This is a genomic window from Mesorhizobium sp. M0923, from assembly GCF_040319365.1.
In the GTDB taxonomy this organism is placed as follows: domain Bacteria; phylum Pseudomonadota; class Alphaproteobacteria; order Rhizobiales; family Rhizobiaceae; genus Mesorhizobium.
Window position 1 is genome coordinate 22,332 of sequence record NZ_JAMYNW010000027.1, and the last position, 15,293, is coordinate 37,624.

Here is a 15,293-nt window from a genome sequence, read left to right on the forward strand (position 1 = left end):
GTCCCGGATAAAGGCAATATCAAATGCCTCGAACAACAATCGGCCGATTTGGTGGGGATGCGCAAGATTGAAAGGAAGGTAGCGTTGGAGCCTGTAGCCAAGAAAACAAATACGAGGTCATTGGCGCTGGCGCAGACGAGGAGCGTGCATGTCGGTTGGCAGCTCTAGCTACAGGATCCCCGGGCTCCTTTTGGCACTGGTTGGCGCAGTTACGGCTGCTGTCGTTTCGTTGGTCGGAATTCGGTCAGCGAAGGCGCAATCGACCGAGGAACTCTTCAACTATCCACAGACTTTCCTCAATGGAGAAGTCAGTGCGAAGGTCGGCATCCCGATGGAGTCCTGCAGGAAGCTCTGCTCCACCCGTTCAGGCTGCGCCGGTTTCGATTACTCGTTTGCAGACGGACTTTGCAGGCTGTTCAAGAACGTCGCCGGCGCCAGCGAGAGCCAGCCACACATCGCCGGCACTCGCAGTCTGGTCATGGGCTACCATCCGCCCTCGAATCCGCCTGTCGCGGCTCAACCGCCGGAGCCACCGATCGAGGAAGCCACGGCTTCGCCACCGCCTGCGAGTTTCACGAGATTTCGCAATAGGGATCTCACCGGCGAGGCGACCGAAACAATCGGGGCTCTGGATGCTGACCAATGTGAAGGTATGTGTCGAAGCGCTGACGCTTGGTGTCGAGCCTACACGTTCGATGCTTGGAACAGGAAGTGCTTCCTAAAGGAGGGAACTGGGCAGCTTCTGGTGAACGCCCGCGCCACCAGCGGTGTCCTTTCCAGCCTTGCCACTCCGACTTCGTCGCAGGCCGACATGTACTTCGAATACTTCAACAACAAGGCTTTCCCGGGGGATGGTTTTCATGTCCTGTCAGCACGGAGCCGGGACAAATGCGGGAGCGAATGTTGGGCCTTGAATCAATGTGTGGCGTTCTCGTTCACAGCATCGCAGCGGCGCTGCATTCTTTTCGATCAACCAGGCGAATACTCGAGTAGTCAGGGAACTAGCAGCGGCGCAAAACGCCAAGATTGAGTTCTCCTCCAGGTGAACTCAATCACGTGCAAAGGTAGAAGGAATTGGCTTCTTGTTCGCAGAAGCCCAAGAAGCTTTGTCGCTCCTGGTGTCAAGCTTGGCAATAGTACTTGGTTGAGCTTGTACAGAGAAGAGCGTCCTCCCTCCCCTTCTGGTGCTGTCGCTGATCGCCGCGTACCGACAGAGGAAATGCAGCATTCGACTTGCACCACTTCCTAGCCTTGCCGCCTTGCCGCTGGCGCGAGGCAACTCGACCAAACCTCCTCGGATCGTCCCATATTCAAATTCGCCAAGGACGATTGTTCCGGACGGCCTACTACCACCGATGGCACCGCTTCGATACAAGACTTTGGGCGCAATCGCAGCGAGATCATCCAGAAGGACTCATCGAACGATAGACGTCACGTGCCCCGTGAAAAGCTGAGGACTTCCGAAATCAAGTTGCACCTGGTCCCTCCGAAGAGGCCTACGATGATCAAGGCTGCCTCGACCCGCCTGGCGCCGGACTGATGCCCGGGTAAATGCGGCTCGATCGCCGCCCACGCCTCATCCGGCAACGAGAAGAGCGCCATGCGCCACTTCCCGAGATTCCCATCATACGTGAATCAGGAAAGCTTTTCCGCCTCAAGTCTCTGATCGGTTTGAGCCTAGTTCAGCATGCAACGTTCCTCTGACCAACCTCTCGCCCGCTGCGCGGCGGTACAGACGCTGCCCCCTGGGAGAAGCTGTTTGTTGTTTTGACGGATGTAATTGTCAGCTTGTTTGTTGTACCGCGGCGCTGGGCGGTACGTTTCGCGAGGCGGCGATGGTACGAAAGCCCCAGCCGCGCCGAGCCCGCCAACGAATGCGTTCAAGAACGCGTCCACGTTGCCTGCCGTTTGTTGCTGCCTTTGTTGCCGTGAATACCTGGCGTCTGCCACCGACAAGTTGCGGATTCGGAGCCCGTTCTCGGTGAGGGAGCCGTTTAGGGCGACTACTTGGCACAGGTCATAACCGGCGCTGTAGCAATCATTCAGCGTGGCGGTAATCATGGAACGGGCGTTCTTCATCGTATATTTGAGGCCTTTGTTGTGCCGCCAGAAACAATATGCCTCGCCGTCGCTATGCCGATAGCCGCCGACGAACACTTTCGGATACCGGATTCTGTCGTACTTGTTGGACATTGGCCCTCTGCAGGTGTCCCATACCACCGCGCCGATCGTCTTGGCTGCGATGGGTGTCGTGGCCGCGAAGGGTCCGATCATTGATGCGAGGATAGTAACTGCTAGTTTGTAGCGCATGGTCTGTTCCTCCTAGGTTTCCCTCCTCCCTCTCTGCTCGCGGAGGAGGTCAGGTGAGTAAGCGATTCAGAGTGCGCGGCTTAAACGCAATTATGTGGCGGAGGGCAGCCGAGTCTGGCGGTGCAGCCTTTGACGACCGGGTGCGCAAACATCCCCATTGCTGTCTTCCTGGCAACCTTCCTCGCCGCATTGGCAAGCGAAGGCGCGAACCCCCGGCCTGTGGAAAAGGCAGGCTGCCGGCTACCGCCAGCAAAGCGAGTGTCGCAACTAAAGAGCTTCGCTACCCCCATCATTTCACGACCTCGATGTTGTGTTTGATAACACAAGGAGGCGTATCACTGATTGATTGGTATCCGCTTGACCCATTTGGGTCAGGCGGCATAGTCGGCAATCGACTGCTGAGGAACTGCTGGTATTGCGCTGCCGAATACCGCATCAGCTATAGTCTTCTCGGTTGCCTTGCCGCTGGCCGCGCATTATCCCGGCCTAGCATGCCGAACTTCGTCTAATTTGATCTTCAGGCGTTTCGGGGCACCTCTTAGAGCGACTATCCTCTTCATCGCTACATTGACCGAACGCGGCACAGCTCTCCATCCGATCGATCGCCTTCGGGCGGTTGTGCGTGAAGTTCTGCAAAAAGGGGCGGCCGTGGTGGTGCTCATGCGGCTTGGCGCAGAGCGAGTTTCTTGTGCTCACGCAGGTCGCCCATCTTGATAGCAACATCGCTGCGGCGGCGGATTTCCTCGTTTAAGCCGTTCAAGCATATTGGTGCACTTGAGGTGCTTGTGGTGCTGGCGCGGCAGGCGGAAGAAGGTCAGCGTACGTCGATGGACTCCTCCACCCAAGCCGGCAGTCGGGGATAACGTCCCGACTACTTGGACAACCATGCGACGAAATCAGCCTTGGCCTCGGTGAGATCGCGCGGGTTGTAGGCCAGCACAGTTCCTCCAGGCAATCGTCGCCACGTTTCCTCGTTAGGTGATCGAGCGCGTTTCTGAGGAAGTGCAGGTAGTAGCGCCGCCGTCGTGCTTCCGGGATCACTTCTCCGATCGCCGCAACCAGGCCGGCATGATCGTCGGAGACGACTTCGACGCCCTGAGGCCGCGCCTTCAGCGCGCGAGAGGAAGTCCTTCCAGGCCGAGCGGCTCTCGCGATTGGCCACTCCACGGCCAAGATCTGGCGCCTGCCATCCCATTCGATGCCGACCGCGATCAGCACTGCCTGGCTCATTACAATGCCGGCTTCGCGCACCTTATCGTAGCGGGCGGCGAGGATACCCCGCGAGCATCCGCAAAGGAGCGGTCAATATCGTCGGTTGAAGAGGTCAGATAAGCCAGGTGCAGCCAGCACGCGATGAAGCCCATCATCTCAATGGTCGTCACCTTCCGGTCGCCGGGCTTGTGGCTGCTGTATGCTTGCGTCTTTTGCAACCACCGGAAGAGCGGGTGCCGGCCCTTGCTGCGTTCGCGCTCGCCCCATTCATGGCCGAGCGTCTTCTTCATGAAGTAGTCGAGGAAGTTGGGGAAGATGACCCAATTCCTCCCCCAGTGGACCGTCGTCTTAGCCGCCACGAACCGGAAGCCGTTCGCCTCATCCACCCACGACACGATGGGGTTGCCGTACCCTTGCTGCTGCTGGCGCACGCTCTCCGCAGCCTGATGCTGGCGCATCATGGCTTGCGCTTGCGCCAAGAAGACGGGGTCGCGTTCAGGCATTAGCCCGCTCCGCACACCCTGTTTGGCGGCATTCAAACAGCATTTCTTGAACTTCTTGCCGCTCCCGCAAGGGCACGGCTCATTCCTTCCAGTCTTCATTTTTGGGATTATCGCAGAGTCGTGCCGCTGGGTCATACCATTGACAGACGGTTGGTGGCTCGCGCCGCCCGTCTAGAGCGGGACGTCTGCAATTCCCCGATCGAGACCTTGGCCGTGCACCAAGCCAAAGTCCGCCCTTGACCCGTAGCCAATAGTTTTCGCGCGTAGGGATGGCAGCATTGCGCGCCAGGAGCGGCCATTGAGGTCACCAAAACAGCGACAAAGCAATGGATCACCGCTCAGTCGCCTCTTAGCCAGCGGCTTGGTCTCCAGCCTTCCAAGGCCAGACGGCCTACTGGCGGCCGTATTTCTTGAACGTCGCGTTCCAGTCGGCTGCCAGCGCGTCAAGCGTTTCCTTGGCCGTGCCGGAATCGCCGGTCACATAAGGATAGACGCGCTGGTTGAATTGTAGCAGTAGTTCGGCATTCTCGGGAACCGCCCAGAAATCCTTCACCTTGAACATGGTCTCGTGGAAGGCCTTGTTGTAGGGCGTGGCGTTCTGGAACTCATCCGACTTCAGTACGGCTGCGCTGCAGGTGTAGCCGCCGAGCGCTGCCCACTTCTTCTGGGTCTCATCCTTGATGAACCATTCCAAGAACTTCAGGGATTCTGCCTGCTTCGAGGAGTAGGAGACGATCGAGATGCCCTGCCCGCCAAGCGCGGCGAACTGGTCGCCGTTCGGCCCTGCCGGGTTGGCGAAGAAGCCGGTGTTCTTGGCGTTGGGATTGCTCGCTTCGTTGATCAGTGATGGGAAGAACGCGAAAAAGTTCATGCTCATCGAGGCCAGGTTTTCGGTGATCGCCTGGTTGTCGTGGATGAAATTGGCGTTGGCCCAGCCCGGAGGCGTGAACTTGTAGAGTTCCTTGTAGGCATCGAGCGCGGCGATCGCCTTGTCGGAGTTGATGATGCCGTCGACCTTGTAGGTCGAATAGTCGCCAAGCTCGCCGCCGTAGGAGAAGAGCAAGCTTTCGAAGCCGCCTGCCAGCCCGTCGTGGACATTGTCGGTGTAGATGGCGACGCCGTATTTCTTCTGATCGGGACGGTAGAAGAACTCGGCGATGTCGCGCAGCGCCCTGAAATCCTTCGGCACGCCGAGGTCGTAGCCGTACTTGGCCTTGAACGCTGCCATTTCCTTCGGGTCTTCGAACCAGTCCTTGCGGTAGGACCAGCCCATGGCGTCGCCTTCGAGCGGGATCGCCCAGTACTTGCCGCTGTTGCCGGGATATTCGGCGTAGACTTTCACCGTCGCGGGGGCCATCAGTTTGGCTACATCGTGCTTCGCGAAGAAGTCGGTGAGGTCGACATAGTGGCCGCCGGTCGAGCCGGCGCCGAGCCACTGCGAGTCGCCGACGACCATGTCATAGGCGTCGCCCTTGGCGTTGAACTCGGCAAAGGCCTTGGTTTCGAATCCCGGCCAGGCCGTCGTTTCAATAGTTACCTTGACGCCGGTTTCCTTCTCATACTCGTTGACGAGTTCCTGAAGGTAATTCGCCGGGTCCCATTCCGCCCAAAAGATAGTGAGCTCTTCTGCCGAAACCGATCCACTCGCAAATGTCATGGCGGCGCCCACCAACAGACCAGCCCACGTTTGCATATCGCTTCTCCTTCCACGGCGACGTCGTCCAACTAGGAATTTGCGTATCGGATGCAATGCTTCACCTGCGTTCCGTCGAATGCGAAAGCATTCGGAGCAGGCCTTTGGCCTCTACGAGATCAGGCGTGTCAAACCCCTCGGTGAAGCTGGCGTGGACTGGCGCAAGAATATGCCGCGCCTTGTCGTTGCGGCCTTGGCCGGTATAGAGGCGGGTGAGCCGAAGCGCGGCCCTCAGTTCAGAGGATTTCGCGCCTTGATCGCGGGCCGCCGTGAGAGATTGCTGGAACCAGCTTTCGGCGGCTTCATCGGTTGGGTCCAGCGCTGAAACCAACTCACCCCTTGTGCGCAATAACTCTGGTAGCTGATACTTCGAGGTCGATTTGCCCAGAGTATCGAAGGCCTGCGCCAGGAGGGCAAGGCCTTCGCTTGCATCGCCGCGCTCGCCGCAGTTACGCGCAAGAATGCAAAGGTAGTAGGCCATGCCCATATCCGCGCCAGTCGCGGCGATACCCGCAATTCCCAGGCGCATTTGGCGAATGCCTTCCTCCAACTGCCCCAGACCGGCGAGCGCCCAGCCGAAATACACACGAGCCTGGCCAAGCAGCAACGGCATGACGAATTCATCACACAGAGTGATAGCTTTCTTCGCCCATTGAAGGCCTTCGGCGGGCTCGCGCCGCATCAGGTGGACCAAGCAGAAACTTAGCTGCGCTTGTGCTGTGCTGACCGGATGCGAGTCTCGCTCGGCTAGCGCTATTGCATCGCGTGAGCGTACGAGCGCCTGGACCGAATGGCCGCGCATGAAGAGCATCTGTGCGGAAAACGCCCTACAGCATACGCCGGGGTCGTGTCCGGCATAGCCCCAAGCAAGGTGACGATGTCGCTCGTAATCATAAGTGGCCAGGCCATGGCTTGCATGACGTTCGCTCGCGTCGTAGTCACCGAGGTAATAGTAGATCCCCCAGAGTTGGTGATGTGCTTCGAGGATGTACCCCGAATCATCGGATGCTTGCGCGAGTTCCAATCCGAGCGATTGGCATTGGTGGCCCAGCATCTTGGCAGCGCGCAGGTTGCCTGAAATGGTCTGGTAGGAGCTCTCGCCGCGCATCGCGGCGAATATTTGCGGCTTGTCGCCTAGCGTATCGGCAAGCCTCCGCGCGCTCGAAAAGGCCTGAAGGACTTCTGGTGCTCCCCAGCCCTTGGCTGCAATCATTGCCGTTCCCGTTGCGCTTTCAAGCGAAAGCTCCAGTCGCAGGCGGTCCTCAGATCCGGGCAATGATCCGACCAGCTCGAGCCCCTTGCGGAGGTGGGAGGCCGCCTCGAGATTGGCAGATCGCTTCAGCGCGAGCTGCCCTGCCTTGAGCCAATAAACGGCAGCCTGATAATTGACGCCGGCGACGGTATAGTGATGCGCAAGCGTTTCAGGTTCTGTCGCGACAACTTCCTGGAATTGCGCCTCTAGCGTCGCGGCGATCTTGGCGTGAATCTGTTGCCGACGGCTTTTCAGCAGGCTCTGATAGGCAGCATCCCGCACCAGCGCATGCTTGAACGTATAGGTCGCCTCTGGAGGAACGCCTCGCCGACAAACGAGCTCGGATTCTTCCAACTGCGGCATGACGTCTTGGAGACGGATTTCGTCGGGGTCCGTCACGGCAGCGAGCAGTCGGTGATGGAAGCCGCGGCCAATACAAGAGCCGATTTGAGCGACCTCCTTGACCGCCCCCAGTCGGTCGAGGCGAGCCATCAAAGAATCCTGGAGCGTCGAAGGAATCGCAAGAGGAGGCAGAGGACCTGAGAGCATGTAATGGTCGCCCGCGTCGACAAGGAGACCGGAGTCGAGCACGGTCTTGGTCAGCTCCTCAACGAACAGCGGAACGCCTTCGGTTTTGGCCAGAATCTGGCTGGCTACCTCCGGCGGCAACGCCTTTCCACCTGCCACGCGATCCATGATCGCTGCTCCTTGATCGGGTCCGAGGCGATCGAGCGACAGGGCGGTTACATGCGAAAATTGATTCCAACCCAACGGAAATTCGGGTCGAAAGGTTACGATCAGGAGCACCCGCATGTCCCGCAAGCGACCAATCAGCATATCCAGCCATTCGCCGGTCGTGGGATCGATCCAGTGCGCATCCTCGACGAGGACGATGATGGGCTCGCGTGCGGCCAGCGCCTCGACTTGTTGGACAAGGGCAGCCAAAGTACGGGCCTTTTGGGCTGACGGCGGCAGCCTGGTGGGCGGGTAGCGGCCAGTCGTGTCGATCGACAGCAGCGTCGCCAATAGAGGCATTGCTTCCGCAACGTCCGGGACGATGCTGCGGAGCAGGGCCTCAAGCTTGTCAAGCTTGACGTCCGTAGTGTCGTCACGATCCAGTCCGGCGGCTCGCTCGACGTGCGTGGTCACGGGATGGAGCGCGCTGTTGATGTGATAGGGCGAGCAAAAATAGCGTAGCCGCGGAGGCGGCTCGGCGCTCAATCGATCAACCATCGCCGCGATCAACCGGGATTTGCCAATGCCCGGCTCTCCAGACAACAGCACCACTCGGCCATCCCCGGCGCAGGCCCGGTGCCACTGGTCAACCAGAAACTCGAGTTCCTGGTCCCGCCCAACAATCGGCGTCACAATGTCCTGCCGCGCCTCGAAACGACTCTCTGCCGCTGTCTCGCCGACAATGCGCCAGGTGCGGACCGGCTTTGCGAAGCCCTTTAGCTCCCCGCGACCGAGATCGACCATATCGAATAGACCGGCCACCAGTCGTTGCGTGCCGTCAGCTACAACAACGCTGCCCGGCTCGGCGAGCGCTTGCAGCCTCGCAGCCAGGTTAGGCGTGTCGCCTACAACGGCCTCCTCCTGTGCCGATCCTTCGCCAACGAGATCGCCGACAACGACCAGTCCCGTCGCGATGCCAATGCGGGCAGCCAGCGGTTCGCCTCCCGGCGCTGTAAGTCGGGCCGTTGCTGCGGCGGCGGCCATGCCCGAGCGAACCGCTCGTTCGGCATCGTCCTCGTGCGCCTGCGGCCAACCGAAATAGGCCAGCACCCCATCGCCCATGAGCTTGGCGACTCGCCCTTCGTAACGGGTGATCTCTTCCGACACTGCGATCTGATAAGCGCGAATAACCTCCCGCATGTCCTCCGGGTCGAGGCGCTGCGACAACTCGGTCGAGCTGACGAGGTCCACGAACATGACTGTTAATTGGCGCCGTTCGGCGTGCGGTGGCCGCGCGTCACCATGCTCGGGCGACCTTGCCGGCGCACTCCCGCGGTCGCGCGAGGATGCTTTGATCAGTAACGGGCCGGATGTGTCTCCGAATGAAGCCACAGCGGCAAGCAGCCGGCGCCGGTGACCGACCGATGTGATCCCGAGTGCTATCAGATCCTCCGCCGTTAGCTGAGGAAGCATCTCGGATTCAATGTCATTGTCGCGGAAGACCAGAGCGTATCGCTCCAGTCCCAGGCTACTCAGCCATGCCGCGATGTCCACGTCCTTCTCCCAACCAAGCACTAAGGGTGCTGTGTGGAACCATATCCCAAATTGGAAGGGGAGTCGTCATACGCTCGGGAACCAGGCGAATGGCAGTTACGGGTCCCCGGACACCATGCCGCCTGAGCTGTCTGTCTGTTTTCGGGAAACGACCCAGGAGGCCTCAATGTCGGATATTAGGCGCAGAGCAGACAGGCGGCTTTCGAACCGGAGCGACAAGAGCAGACCTTTGTTCGGCGCAAATGTCGTCCTGACCTGACCCAACGTGGTCTTTCGGCTGCGAGCGTCGCTGGCTGGAGCTGCGTTACTCGATCGGAGGCCAATGGTATTTTCAATGGAACGCTAATATACATGGAAACCCCAACGAGCAGCGCCTGCCAGATATTTGAGGAATGCCATGCGAAGGCTCATCTTCACGGCAATGTGTATCGTCGCCGCAACAGCAGCTAACGCCCATGATTGGTACGAAGACAAGATTGACCCGCAGACCAAATTCAAATGCTGCGGTGGTTCGGATTGCCGCGCCGTACCTCGGTCTTCGGTGCGGTCCAGGGTAGACGGTGGGTACACTTATTTGCCGCATAATTTCACCATCCCACGGGACCGTGTACAGGAATCCCCGGATGGACAATACCATATCTGCGAGAATAAATATGTTGTAACCAATCAGCTGTATTGGCGTTGCTTCTTCGCACCTCGTGTCGATGTGTCTATACTTCTAAAGCGCTAAGGCAAATACCAAACTCCGCTTCCGCAATTCACCTTCGCAAGGTGCCAGGCCATTAATTCTGTTGGACTTTCTTTAGAATTGTCGAAGCTCAATTTACGTGATTTCGTCCTAGTCCAGGCCCACTTTGGCTGCGCGGTCCCGAGCGCGAGCAAGCCCACAACCTCGCGATCAGCTCAAGTCAATATTTATCAGCCCATCTTCTTAGCGGCGATGCCTTCCGCAGAACCTGAATTTGTTGATCAAATTGGCAGGAGACCAACAACCCGCAATAGTGATCCGAAATCTGCTGACATGATGTTTGACAGGCGGCCAATCGAACGGTCAATTCAAGCGGGACATCGGGTACTGGCCGGTCTCGTTTTGCTGCTTGCGCTCGGCGCTCCGACCTTGGTTGAGGACGGCAACGATTGCGGTGGCGCCGCTGCAGGCTCACAGCGGATCGCGGCCTGCACGCGGATCATCGAGGACAGGACGCGAAGCCCGGGCAGTCGCACCATCGCTTACCACAACCGGGCTATGGCCTGGATCGACAGCGGTGACAATGACCAGGCCATGGTGGACTACGACAACGCCATCGCTCTCGATCCGAACGACACTGATGCCTACAACGAGCGTGGGCTGCTGTGGTTCGAGAAGGGTAAGAACGACAGCGCCATCCGCGATTTCGACCGGGCGATCGAGCTCGACTCGGGGAAAGCCATGGCCTTTTACAACAGAGGTCTCGGCTGGGCTCACAAGGGCGACGACGCTCACGCAATCGCCGACTACAGCCACGCAATCGAGCTCGATCCGGCATATATGGAGGCCTACAACAACCGCGGCTTCGTCTTCAACAGGATAGGGGAATTCGACCGCGCCATCGCTGATTTCGACGAGGCGATCAGACTCAACCCCCGACACCCGTTCGCCTACAACAACCGGGCCATCTCCTGGGGCGCAAAGGGTGATGCAGAGCGCGCCGTCGCTGACTACAGCCAGGCGATCACGCTCGATCCGACCTATGTCAACCCTTATGGAAGCAGGGGAATTTACTATTTCTACGGCCCGGAACCGGCCAAAGCGCAAGCCGATCTTACAATGGCGGCGACACTTGCACCCGACAATGCCTACTATGCGATCTGGGCGGATCTGGCCGAGCTGCGCGGTGGCGGCGCCAGCCATTTGCGCCGTGTGGCCAGCAAGTTGGACATGACCAGATGGCCGGCGCCGTTGGTTCGCATGTTCCTTGGCGAGCAGTCGCCCGAAGCAGCCTTGGCCGCGGCCGACGATCTCGTCCCGAGCAGGAGGCGCGGAAATCTGTGTGAGGCCAATTTCTACGCGGCGGAATTCCACCAGCTCAAGGGCAATGCCGACAAGGCTTTGCGACATTACCGGCTAGCCGTGCGCCACTGCCCCAGGGATTTTATCGAGTACGTCGCGGCTACCAAGAGCCTGCGCGCCCTGGGCGTAACTCCATAGGGCGCTGCCGCGGGTGACTTCTGGCGGACTCCGCGAATTCGGTGACAGTCCAGATTTTATCGTGTCGGCACGGCCGTGGTTGTGTAGATTGGCTGTGTGGCCGTCTTGCAGGCATTGTTGTTCCAGGTCCACTCGCCACGTGACGCAACGCGGTAGCGGCTGGCGATTTCGGCCACGATGGATAGCCATGCGATAAGGACAACTGAGCGCGGGGTCATCAGCGCGATTCATGCGGGATTAGCATTCGCCAGATGCGGGAGGTCGGCTGCAGTCTCGAATTTGACGCATCAGCACTTGCAATTCGTCGGCCGAGGTCTTTTGCTCGCGCGATAGTTGCCCTTGACCGTTGAATGGTTGGCGAACAGATGAATAAAATCGATCGGCGGCGGCCAGAGTCGGAAACGGACGCCACCGTAAATGCCGCGAGACTTGGAACTCGGCTGCGCCTCGCCCGCCAGACACGCGGCATGACGCTGAAGAGCCTGGCCGCGGCTGCGAATTGCTCGGAAAGCCTGCTGTCCAAGATCGAGAACGGCAAGGCTTCGCCGTCCCTGCCCATGCTTCACCGTCTGGTTGAGGTTCTCGACACCAATATCGGCTGGATGTTCGAGCAGGTCGACGACGACGAGGCGATCGTGTTCCGGGCCGGCGCGCGGCCGTTGATCGCGCTCGACGCGTTACGGCGCGGCGAGGGAATCTCGCTCGAACGCATCATCCCGTATTCGGCCGGCCACCTCTTACAATGCAACATCCATCACATCGAGGCAGACGGCGAGAGCGAAGGTCCAATTCAGCACGCCGGCGAGGAAGTCGGCTACGTGCTCGCCGGCCGGATCGAGTTGATCGTCGACGGCAAGCGACATGCTCTCGCCACCGGCGATGCCTTCGTTTTCAGGTCGGAGCTGCCGCATCATTACCGCAATATCGGCAAGGAACGCGCCAGCATCTTCTGGGTCAACACGCCGGCGACTTTCTGAGCAACGCTCAGCGTTCATTTGGATTGACAAATATTCAAGTCTCTTGAATGCTTGCCTCGTGCCTGTAGCACCAACGGAACCAGCCGGTCTGGTCCGCAAGCAAGGGGAACCGAAAATGCGTCTGTTCAAACTTCTCGCCGGCTGTGCCGCCGCCATTGCCATGGGCTCGGCAGCCATGGGATCGGCGCTTGCCGATACGTTCGCACTCGTCAACATCAACCAGCAGGCCCTGTTCTTCAACCAGATCAACGAGGGCGCGCAGAAGGCAGCCGACGCCGCCGGCGCCAAGCTGGTCATTTTCAACGCCAACAATGTGCCGAGCGCGCAGAACGACGCGATCGAGAACTACATCACGCAGAAAGTCGACGGCATCATTCTGGTCGCCATCGACGTCAACGGCGTCAAGCCCGCGATTACTGCGGCCAAGGCGGCCGGCATTCCCGTCATCGCCATCGACGCGCAGATCCCCGACGGCGACAACGTTTCGTTCATAGGTGTGGACAACACCAAGGCGGGCGACGACATCGGCAAATTCTACGCCGACTATGTGAAGACCGAGATGGGCGGCAAGGCCAAGATCGGCATCGTCGGCGCACTCAATTCATTCATCCAGAACCAGCGGCTCGACGGGTTCAAGAAGGCGGTGACCGAAAGCGGCCAGGCCGTCACCTTCCTGGACACGGTCGACGGCCAAAACGTTCAGGAGACGGCGTTGAGCGCTTCGGAAAACCTGATGACCGCCAATCCGGACATGAACTCGCTCTATGCAACCGGCGAACCCGCCTTGCTCGGCGCCGTTTCGGCTGTGACCAGCCAGGGCCGCACCGGCGACGTCAAGGTGTTCGGCTGGGATCTGACCAAGCAGGCCGTTCAGGGCATCGACGACGGCTGGGTGGTGGCGGTCGTGCAGCAGGATCCGGCAGGCGAAGGCAAGGCCGCGGTCGAAGCGTTGGGCAAGCTCAAGAAGGGCGAGAAAATCGACCCGATCATCAATATCCCGGTGACGATCGTGACCAAGAAGAATGTCGACCAATACCGCGCGATGTTCAAGTAAACTGCGTCGGCGACCGAGCCGCGGCGCCGCCTGAAGCTGCGCCGCGGATACCTGGCAATCGCGTGGAATCCCAGATGAGCAGTGGCCAGACCTATCGGGTGCGGATGAGCGGCATCTCAAAGCGTTACAACGCCATCCAGACGCTCGATGATGTGTCGCTGACGCTGAAGCCGGGCGAGGTGCTGGGGCTGGTCGGCGACAATGGCGCCGGCAAGTCGACATTGAGCAAGGTGCTGTCGGGGGCTGTGGTTCCCGACGCCGGCACCATCGAGATCGACGGCAAGCCGGTGATCTTCAGCTCGCCGGCGGACGCACGTGCGGCGCGCGTCGAGATGGTCTACCAGGACCTGTCGCTCTGCGACACGGTCGATGTCGCCGGCAATCTGTTTCTCGGCCGCGAGCCGCGCCGCCGCATCGCCGGCATTTCCTTTCTCGACAAGAAGCGCATGCACGACGAGACGCGCCAGATGCTCGATCGGCTCGGTATCGTCATTGCCGACACGCGGCTCAAGGTCGAAAACCTCTCCGGCGGGCAGCGCCAGTCGATCGCCATCGGCCGCGCCGCCTCGTTCGAGCCGGCCGTGCTGATCATGGACGAGCCGACGGCAGCGCTTGCGGTGGCCGAGGTCGAGGCGGTGCTCGAACTGATCCGCGCGGTCAGCGCGCGCGGTGTCAGCGTCATTTTGATCACCCACCGGCTGCAGGACCTGTTCCTCGTCTGCGACCGCATCCAGGTCATGTATGAAGGGCGCAATGTCGCCGAGCGGCTGATCGGCGAGACCAATATCGAGGACGTGGTCAATCTGATCGTCGGCCGCAAATTCAGTGCGCGTTCCGCCACCAACGGCTATCGCGGTGGAGCGCCGGCATGAGCGATGCGATCCACGCTGCCCAGCCCTCACGAGTGCGCAAGGGCACCTGGCGCGATGCGCTGCTCGCCAATGGCAGTGTCGTCTCGATCGCGCTGTTCTTTCTGGTCGTCTGCATCATCTTCTCGGTGGCGACCGACGCCTTTCTGACGTCGCCTAATCTGTTGAACATCCTGCGGCAGTCGGCGCCGCTGCTGATCGTCGCCGCGGCAATGACTTTCGTCATCACCACTGGCGGCATCGATCTTTCGGTCGGCTCGGTACTGGCGCTGGTGGCAACGCTGTCGGCGACGCTCTTGCAGTTCGGCCTGCCATGGTCAGTCGTTATCCTCGCCATGTTGGCGCTCGGTGCCCTGCTTGGCGCGGTGCAAGGCTATTTCGTCGCCTATGAGGGCATCCCGTCCTTCATCGTCACGCTTGCCGGGCTTTCGGTGATCCGTGGCGTGGCGCTGCTGATCACCGGCGGCTATTCGATCCCGATCGAGCCCGGAAGCGCTTTCACCGTGCTGGGCCGTGCCTGGTTCCTTGGCGTGCCGGTGCCGGCGCTGATCGCGCTGGCGATCCTGGCCATCGCCTATCTCGCCTTCAACGAGACGCCGTTCGGCCGCTATGTCACCGGCATCGGTGCCAACGCTGAGGCGGTGCGGCGCGCCGGCGTCAACACGCGGCAGACGACGCTCTTCGTCTATGTGATTTCCGCCACCGCGGCAGCCCTTGCCGGGATCATCATTGCTGCCCGGCTTGGATCGGGATCTTCGAATGCCGGACAGGGTTTCGAGCTGGAAGTCATCGCCGCCGTCGTGCTCGGCGGCACCAGCCTGTTCGGCGGCCGCGGAACGATCATTGGCACGGTGCTCGGCGCGCTGACCGTGGCCGTCATCGGCAACGGCCTGATCCTGGCGCATCTGTCGCCTTTCCTGACGCCGATTGTCACCGGAACGATCATCCTGGTCGCCATCTGGCTGAACTTCCGCCTGTTCCGCGGCGCCGTGCGGAGCCGTTGAGC

At 60.1% G+C, this 15,293-nt stretch carries 11 protein-coding genes and 1 pseudogene; 6 read left to right on the forward strand and 6 right to left on the reverse strand.

Annotated features, from left to right (window positions below):
• Positions 1 to 148 precede the first annotated feature (148 nt).
• Positions 149 to 1,030, forward strand: coding sequence for a PAN domain-containing protein (locus NKH89_RS30745; RefSeq protein ID WP_352483910.1), 882 nt, complete (start codon positions 149 to 151; stop codon positions 1,028 to 1,030).
• A gap of 647 nt (positions 1,031 to 1,677) precedes the next feature.
• On the opposite strand, the gene NKH89_RS30750 is transcribed toward NKH89_RS30745, so the two are convergent.
• From NKH89_RS30750 to NKH89_RS30775, 6 genes and pseudogenes are all read right to left on the reverse strand, one after another.
• Positions 1,678 to 2,310, reverse strand: a complete 633-nt coding sequence (locus NKH89_RS30750) for a hypothetical protein (protein ID WP_352483911.1) — start codon at positions 2,308 to 2,310, stop codon at positions 1,678 to 1,680.
• A 756-nt stretch (positions 2,311 to 3,066) separates the two neighbouring features.
• Complete coding sequence (locus tag NKH89_RS30755; RefSeq protein WP_352548559.1) at positions 3,067 to 3,540, reverse strand: transposase; 474 nt, start codon at positions 3,538 to 3,540, stop codon at positions 3,067 to 3,069.
• A complete protein-coding gene (locus tag NKH89_RS30760) occupies positions 3,540 to 4,025 on the reverse strand; it encodes a hypothetical protein (protein WP_352548640.1) in 486 nt (161 codons plus the stop codon). The genes NKH89_RS30755 and NKH89_RS30760 overlap by 1 nt, the downstream gene beginning before the upstream one ends.
• A gap of 33 nt (positions 4,026 to 4,058) precedes the next feature.
• Positions 4,059 to 4,160, reverse strand: a pseudogene (locus tag NKH89_RS30765) (SEC-C metal-binding domain-containing protein); the annotation flags it as partial.
• 256 nt (positions 4,161 to 4,416) lie between these two features.
• Complete coding sequence (locus NKH89_RS30770; protein WP_502896961.1) at positions 4,417 to 5,682, reverse strand: ABC transporter substrate-binding protein; 1,266 nt, start codon at positions 5,680 to 5,682, stop codon at positions 4,417 to 4,419.
• 97 nt (positions 5,683 to 5,779) lie between these two features.
• A complete protein-coding gene (locus NKH89_RS30775) occupies positions 5,780 to 9,199 on the reverse strand; it encodes an AAA family ATPase (protein WP_352911013.1) in 3,420 nt (1,139 codons plus the stop codon).
• 808 nt (positions 9,200 to 10,007) lie between these two features.
• Between NKH89_RS30775 and NKH89_RS30780 the strand changes: the two genes are divergently transcribed.
• From NKH89_RS30780 to NKH89_RS30800, 5 genes are all read left to right on the forward strand, one after another.
• Entirely contained in the window at positions 10,008 to 11,387 is a 1,380-nt protein-coding gene (locus tag NKH89_RS30780; RefSeq protein ID WP_352548561.1) for a tetratricopeptide repeat protein, read from the forward strand.
• Positions 11,388 to 11,752: 365 nt separating this feature from the next.
• Entirely contained in the window at positions 11,753 to 12,364 is a 612-nt protein-coding gene (locus NKH89_RS30785; protein WP_352483916.1) for a cupin domain-containing protein, read from the forward strand.
• Between the two features lie 115 nt (positions 12,365 to 12,479).
• Positions 12,480 to 13,418 (forward strand): ABC transporter substrate-binding protein, encoded by a 939-nt coding sequence (locus tag NKH89_RS30790; RefSeq protein WP_352548563.1) that lies wholly within the window; start codon positions 12,480 to 12,482, stop codon positions 13,416 to 13,418.
• 74 nt (positions 13,419 to 13,492) lie between these two features.
• A complete protein-coding gene (locus NKH89_RS30795; RefSeq protein WP_023721835.1) occupies positions 13,493 to 14,290 on the forward strand; it encodes an ATP-binding cassette domain-containing protein in 798 nt (265 codons plus the stop codon).
• Positions 14,287 to 15,291: an ABC transporter permease gene (locus NKH89_RS30800; protein WP_352483919.1), complete on the forward strand. Its 1,005-nt coding sequence runs from the start codon at positions 14,287 to 14,289 to the stop codon at positions 15,289 to 15,291. The genes NKH89_RS30795 and NKH89_RS30800 overlap by 4 nt, the downstream gene beginning before the upstream one ends.
• Positions 15,292 to 15,293 lie beyond the last annotated feature (2 nt).

Coding starts and splice junctions, on each gene's coding strand:
- NKH89_RS30745 (WP_352483910.1), top strand. CDS start 149: ATGTCGGTTGGCAGCTCTAGCTACAGGATCCCCGGGCTCCTTTTGGCA.
- NKH89_RS30750 (WP_352483911.1), bottom strand. CDS start 2,310: ATGCGCTACAAACTAGCAGTTACTATCCTCGCATCAATGATCGGACCC.
- NKH89_RS30755 (WP_352548559.1), bottom strand. CDS start 3,540: ATGAGCCAGGCAGTGCTGATCGCGGTCGGCATCGAATGGGATGGCAGG.
- NKH89_RS30760 (WP_352548640.1), bottom strand. CDS start 4,025: ATGCCTGAACGCGACCCCGTCTTCTTGGCGCAAGCGCAAGCCATGATG.
- NKH89_RS30770 (WP_502896961.1), bottom strand. CDS start 5,682: ATGACATTTGCGAGTGGATCGGTTTCGGCAGAAGAGCTCACTATCTTT.
- NKH89_RS30785 (WP_352483916.1), top strand. CDS start 11,753: ATGAATAAAATCGATCGGCGGCGGCCAGAGTCGGAAACGGACGCCACC.
- NKH89_RS30790 (WP_352548563.1), top strand. CDS start 12,480: ATGCGTCTGTTCAAACTTCTCGCCGGCTGTGCCGCCGCCATTGCCATG.
- NKH89_RS30795 (WP_023721835.1), top strand. CDS start 13,493: ATGAGCAGTGGCCAGACCTATCGGGTGCGGATGAGCGGCATCTCAAAG.
- NKH89_RS30800 (WP_352483919.1), top strand. CDS start 14,287: ATGAGCGATGCGATCCACGCTGCCCAGCCCTCACGAGTGCGCAAGGGC.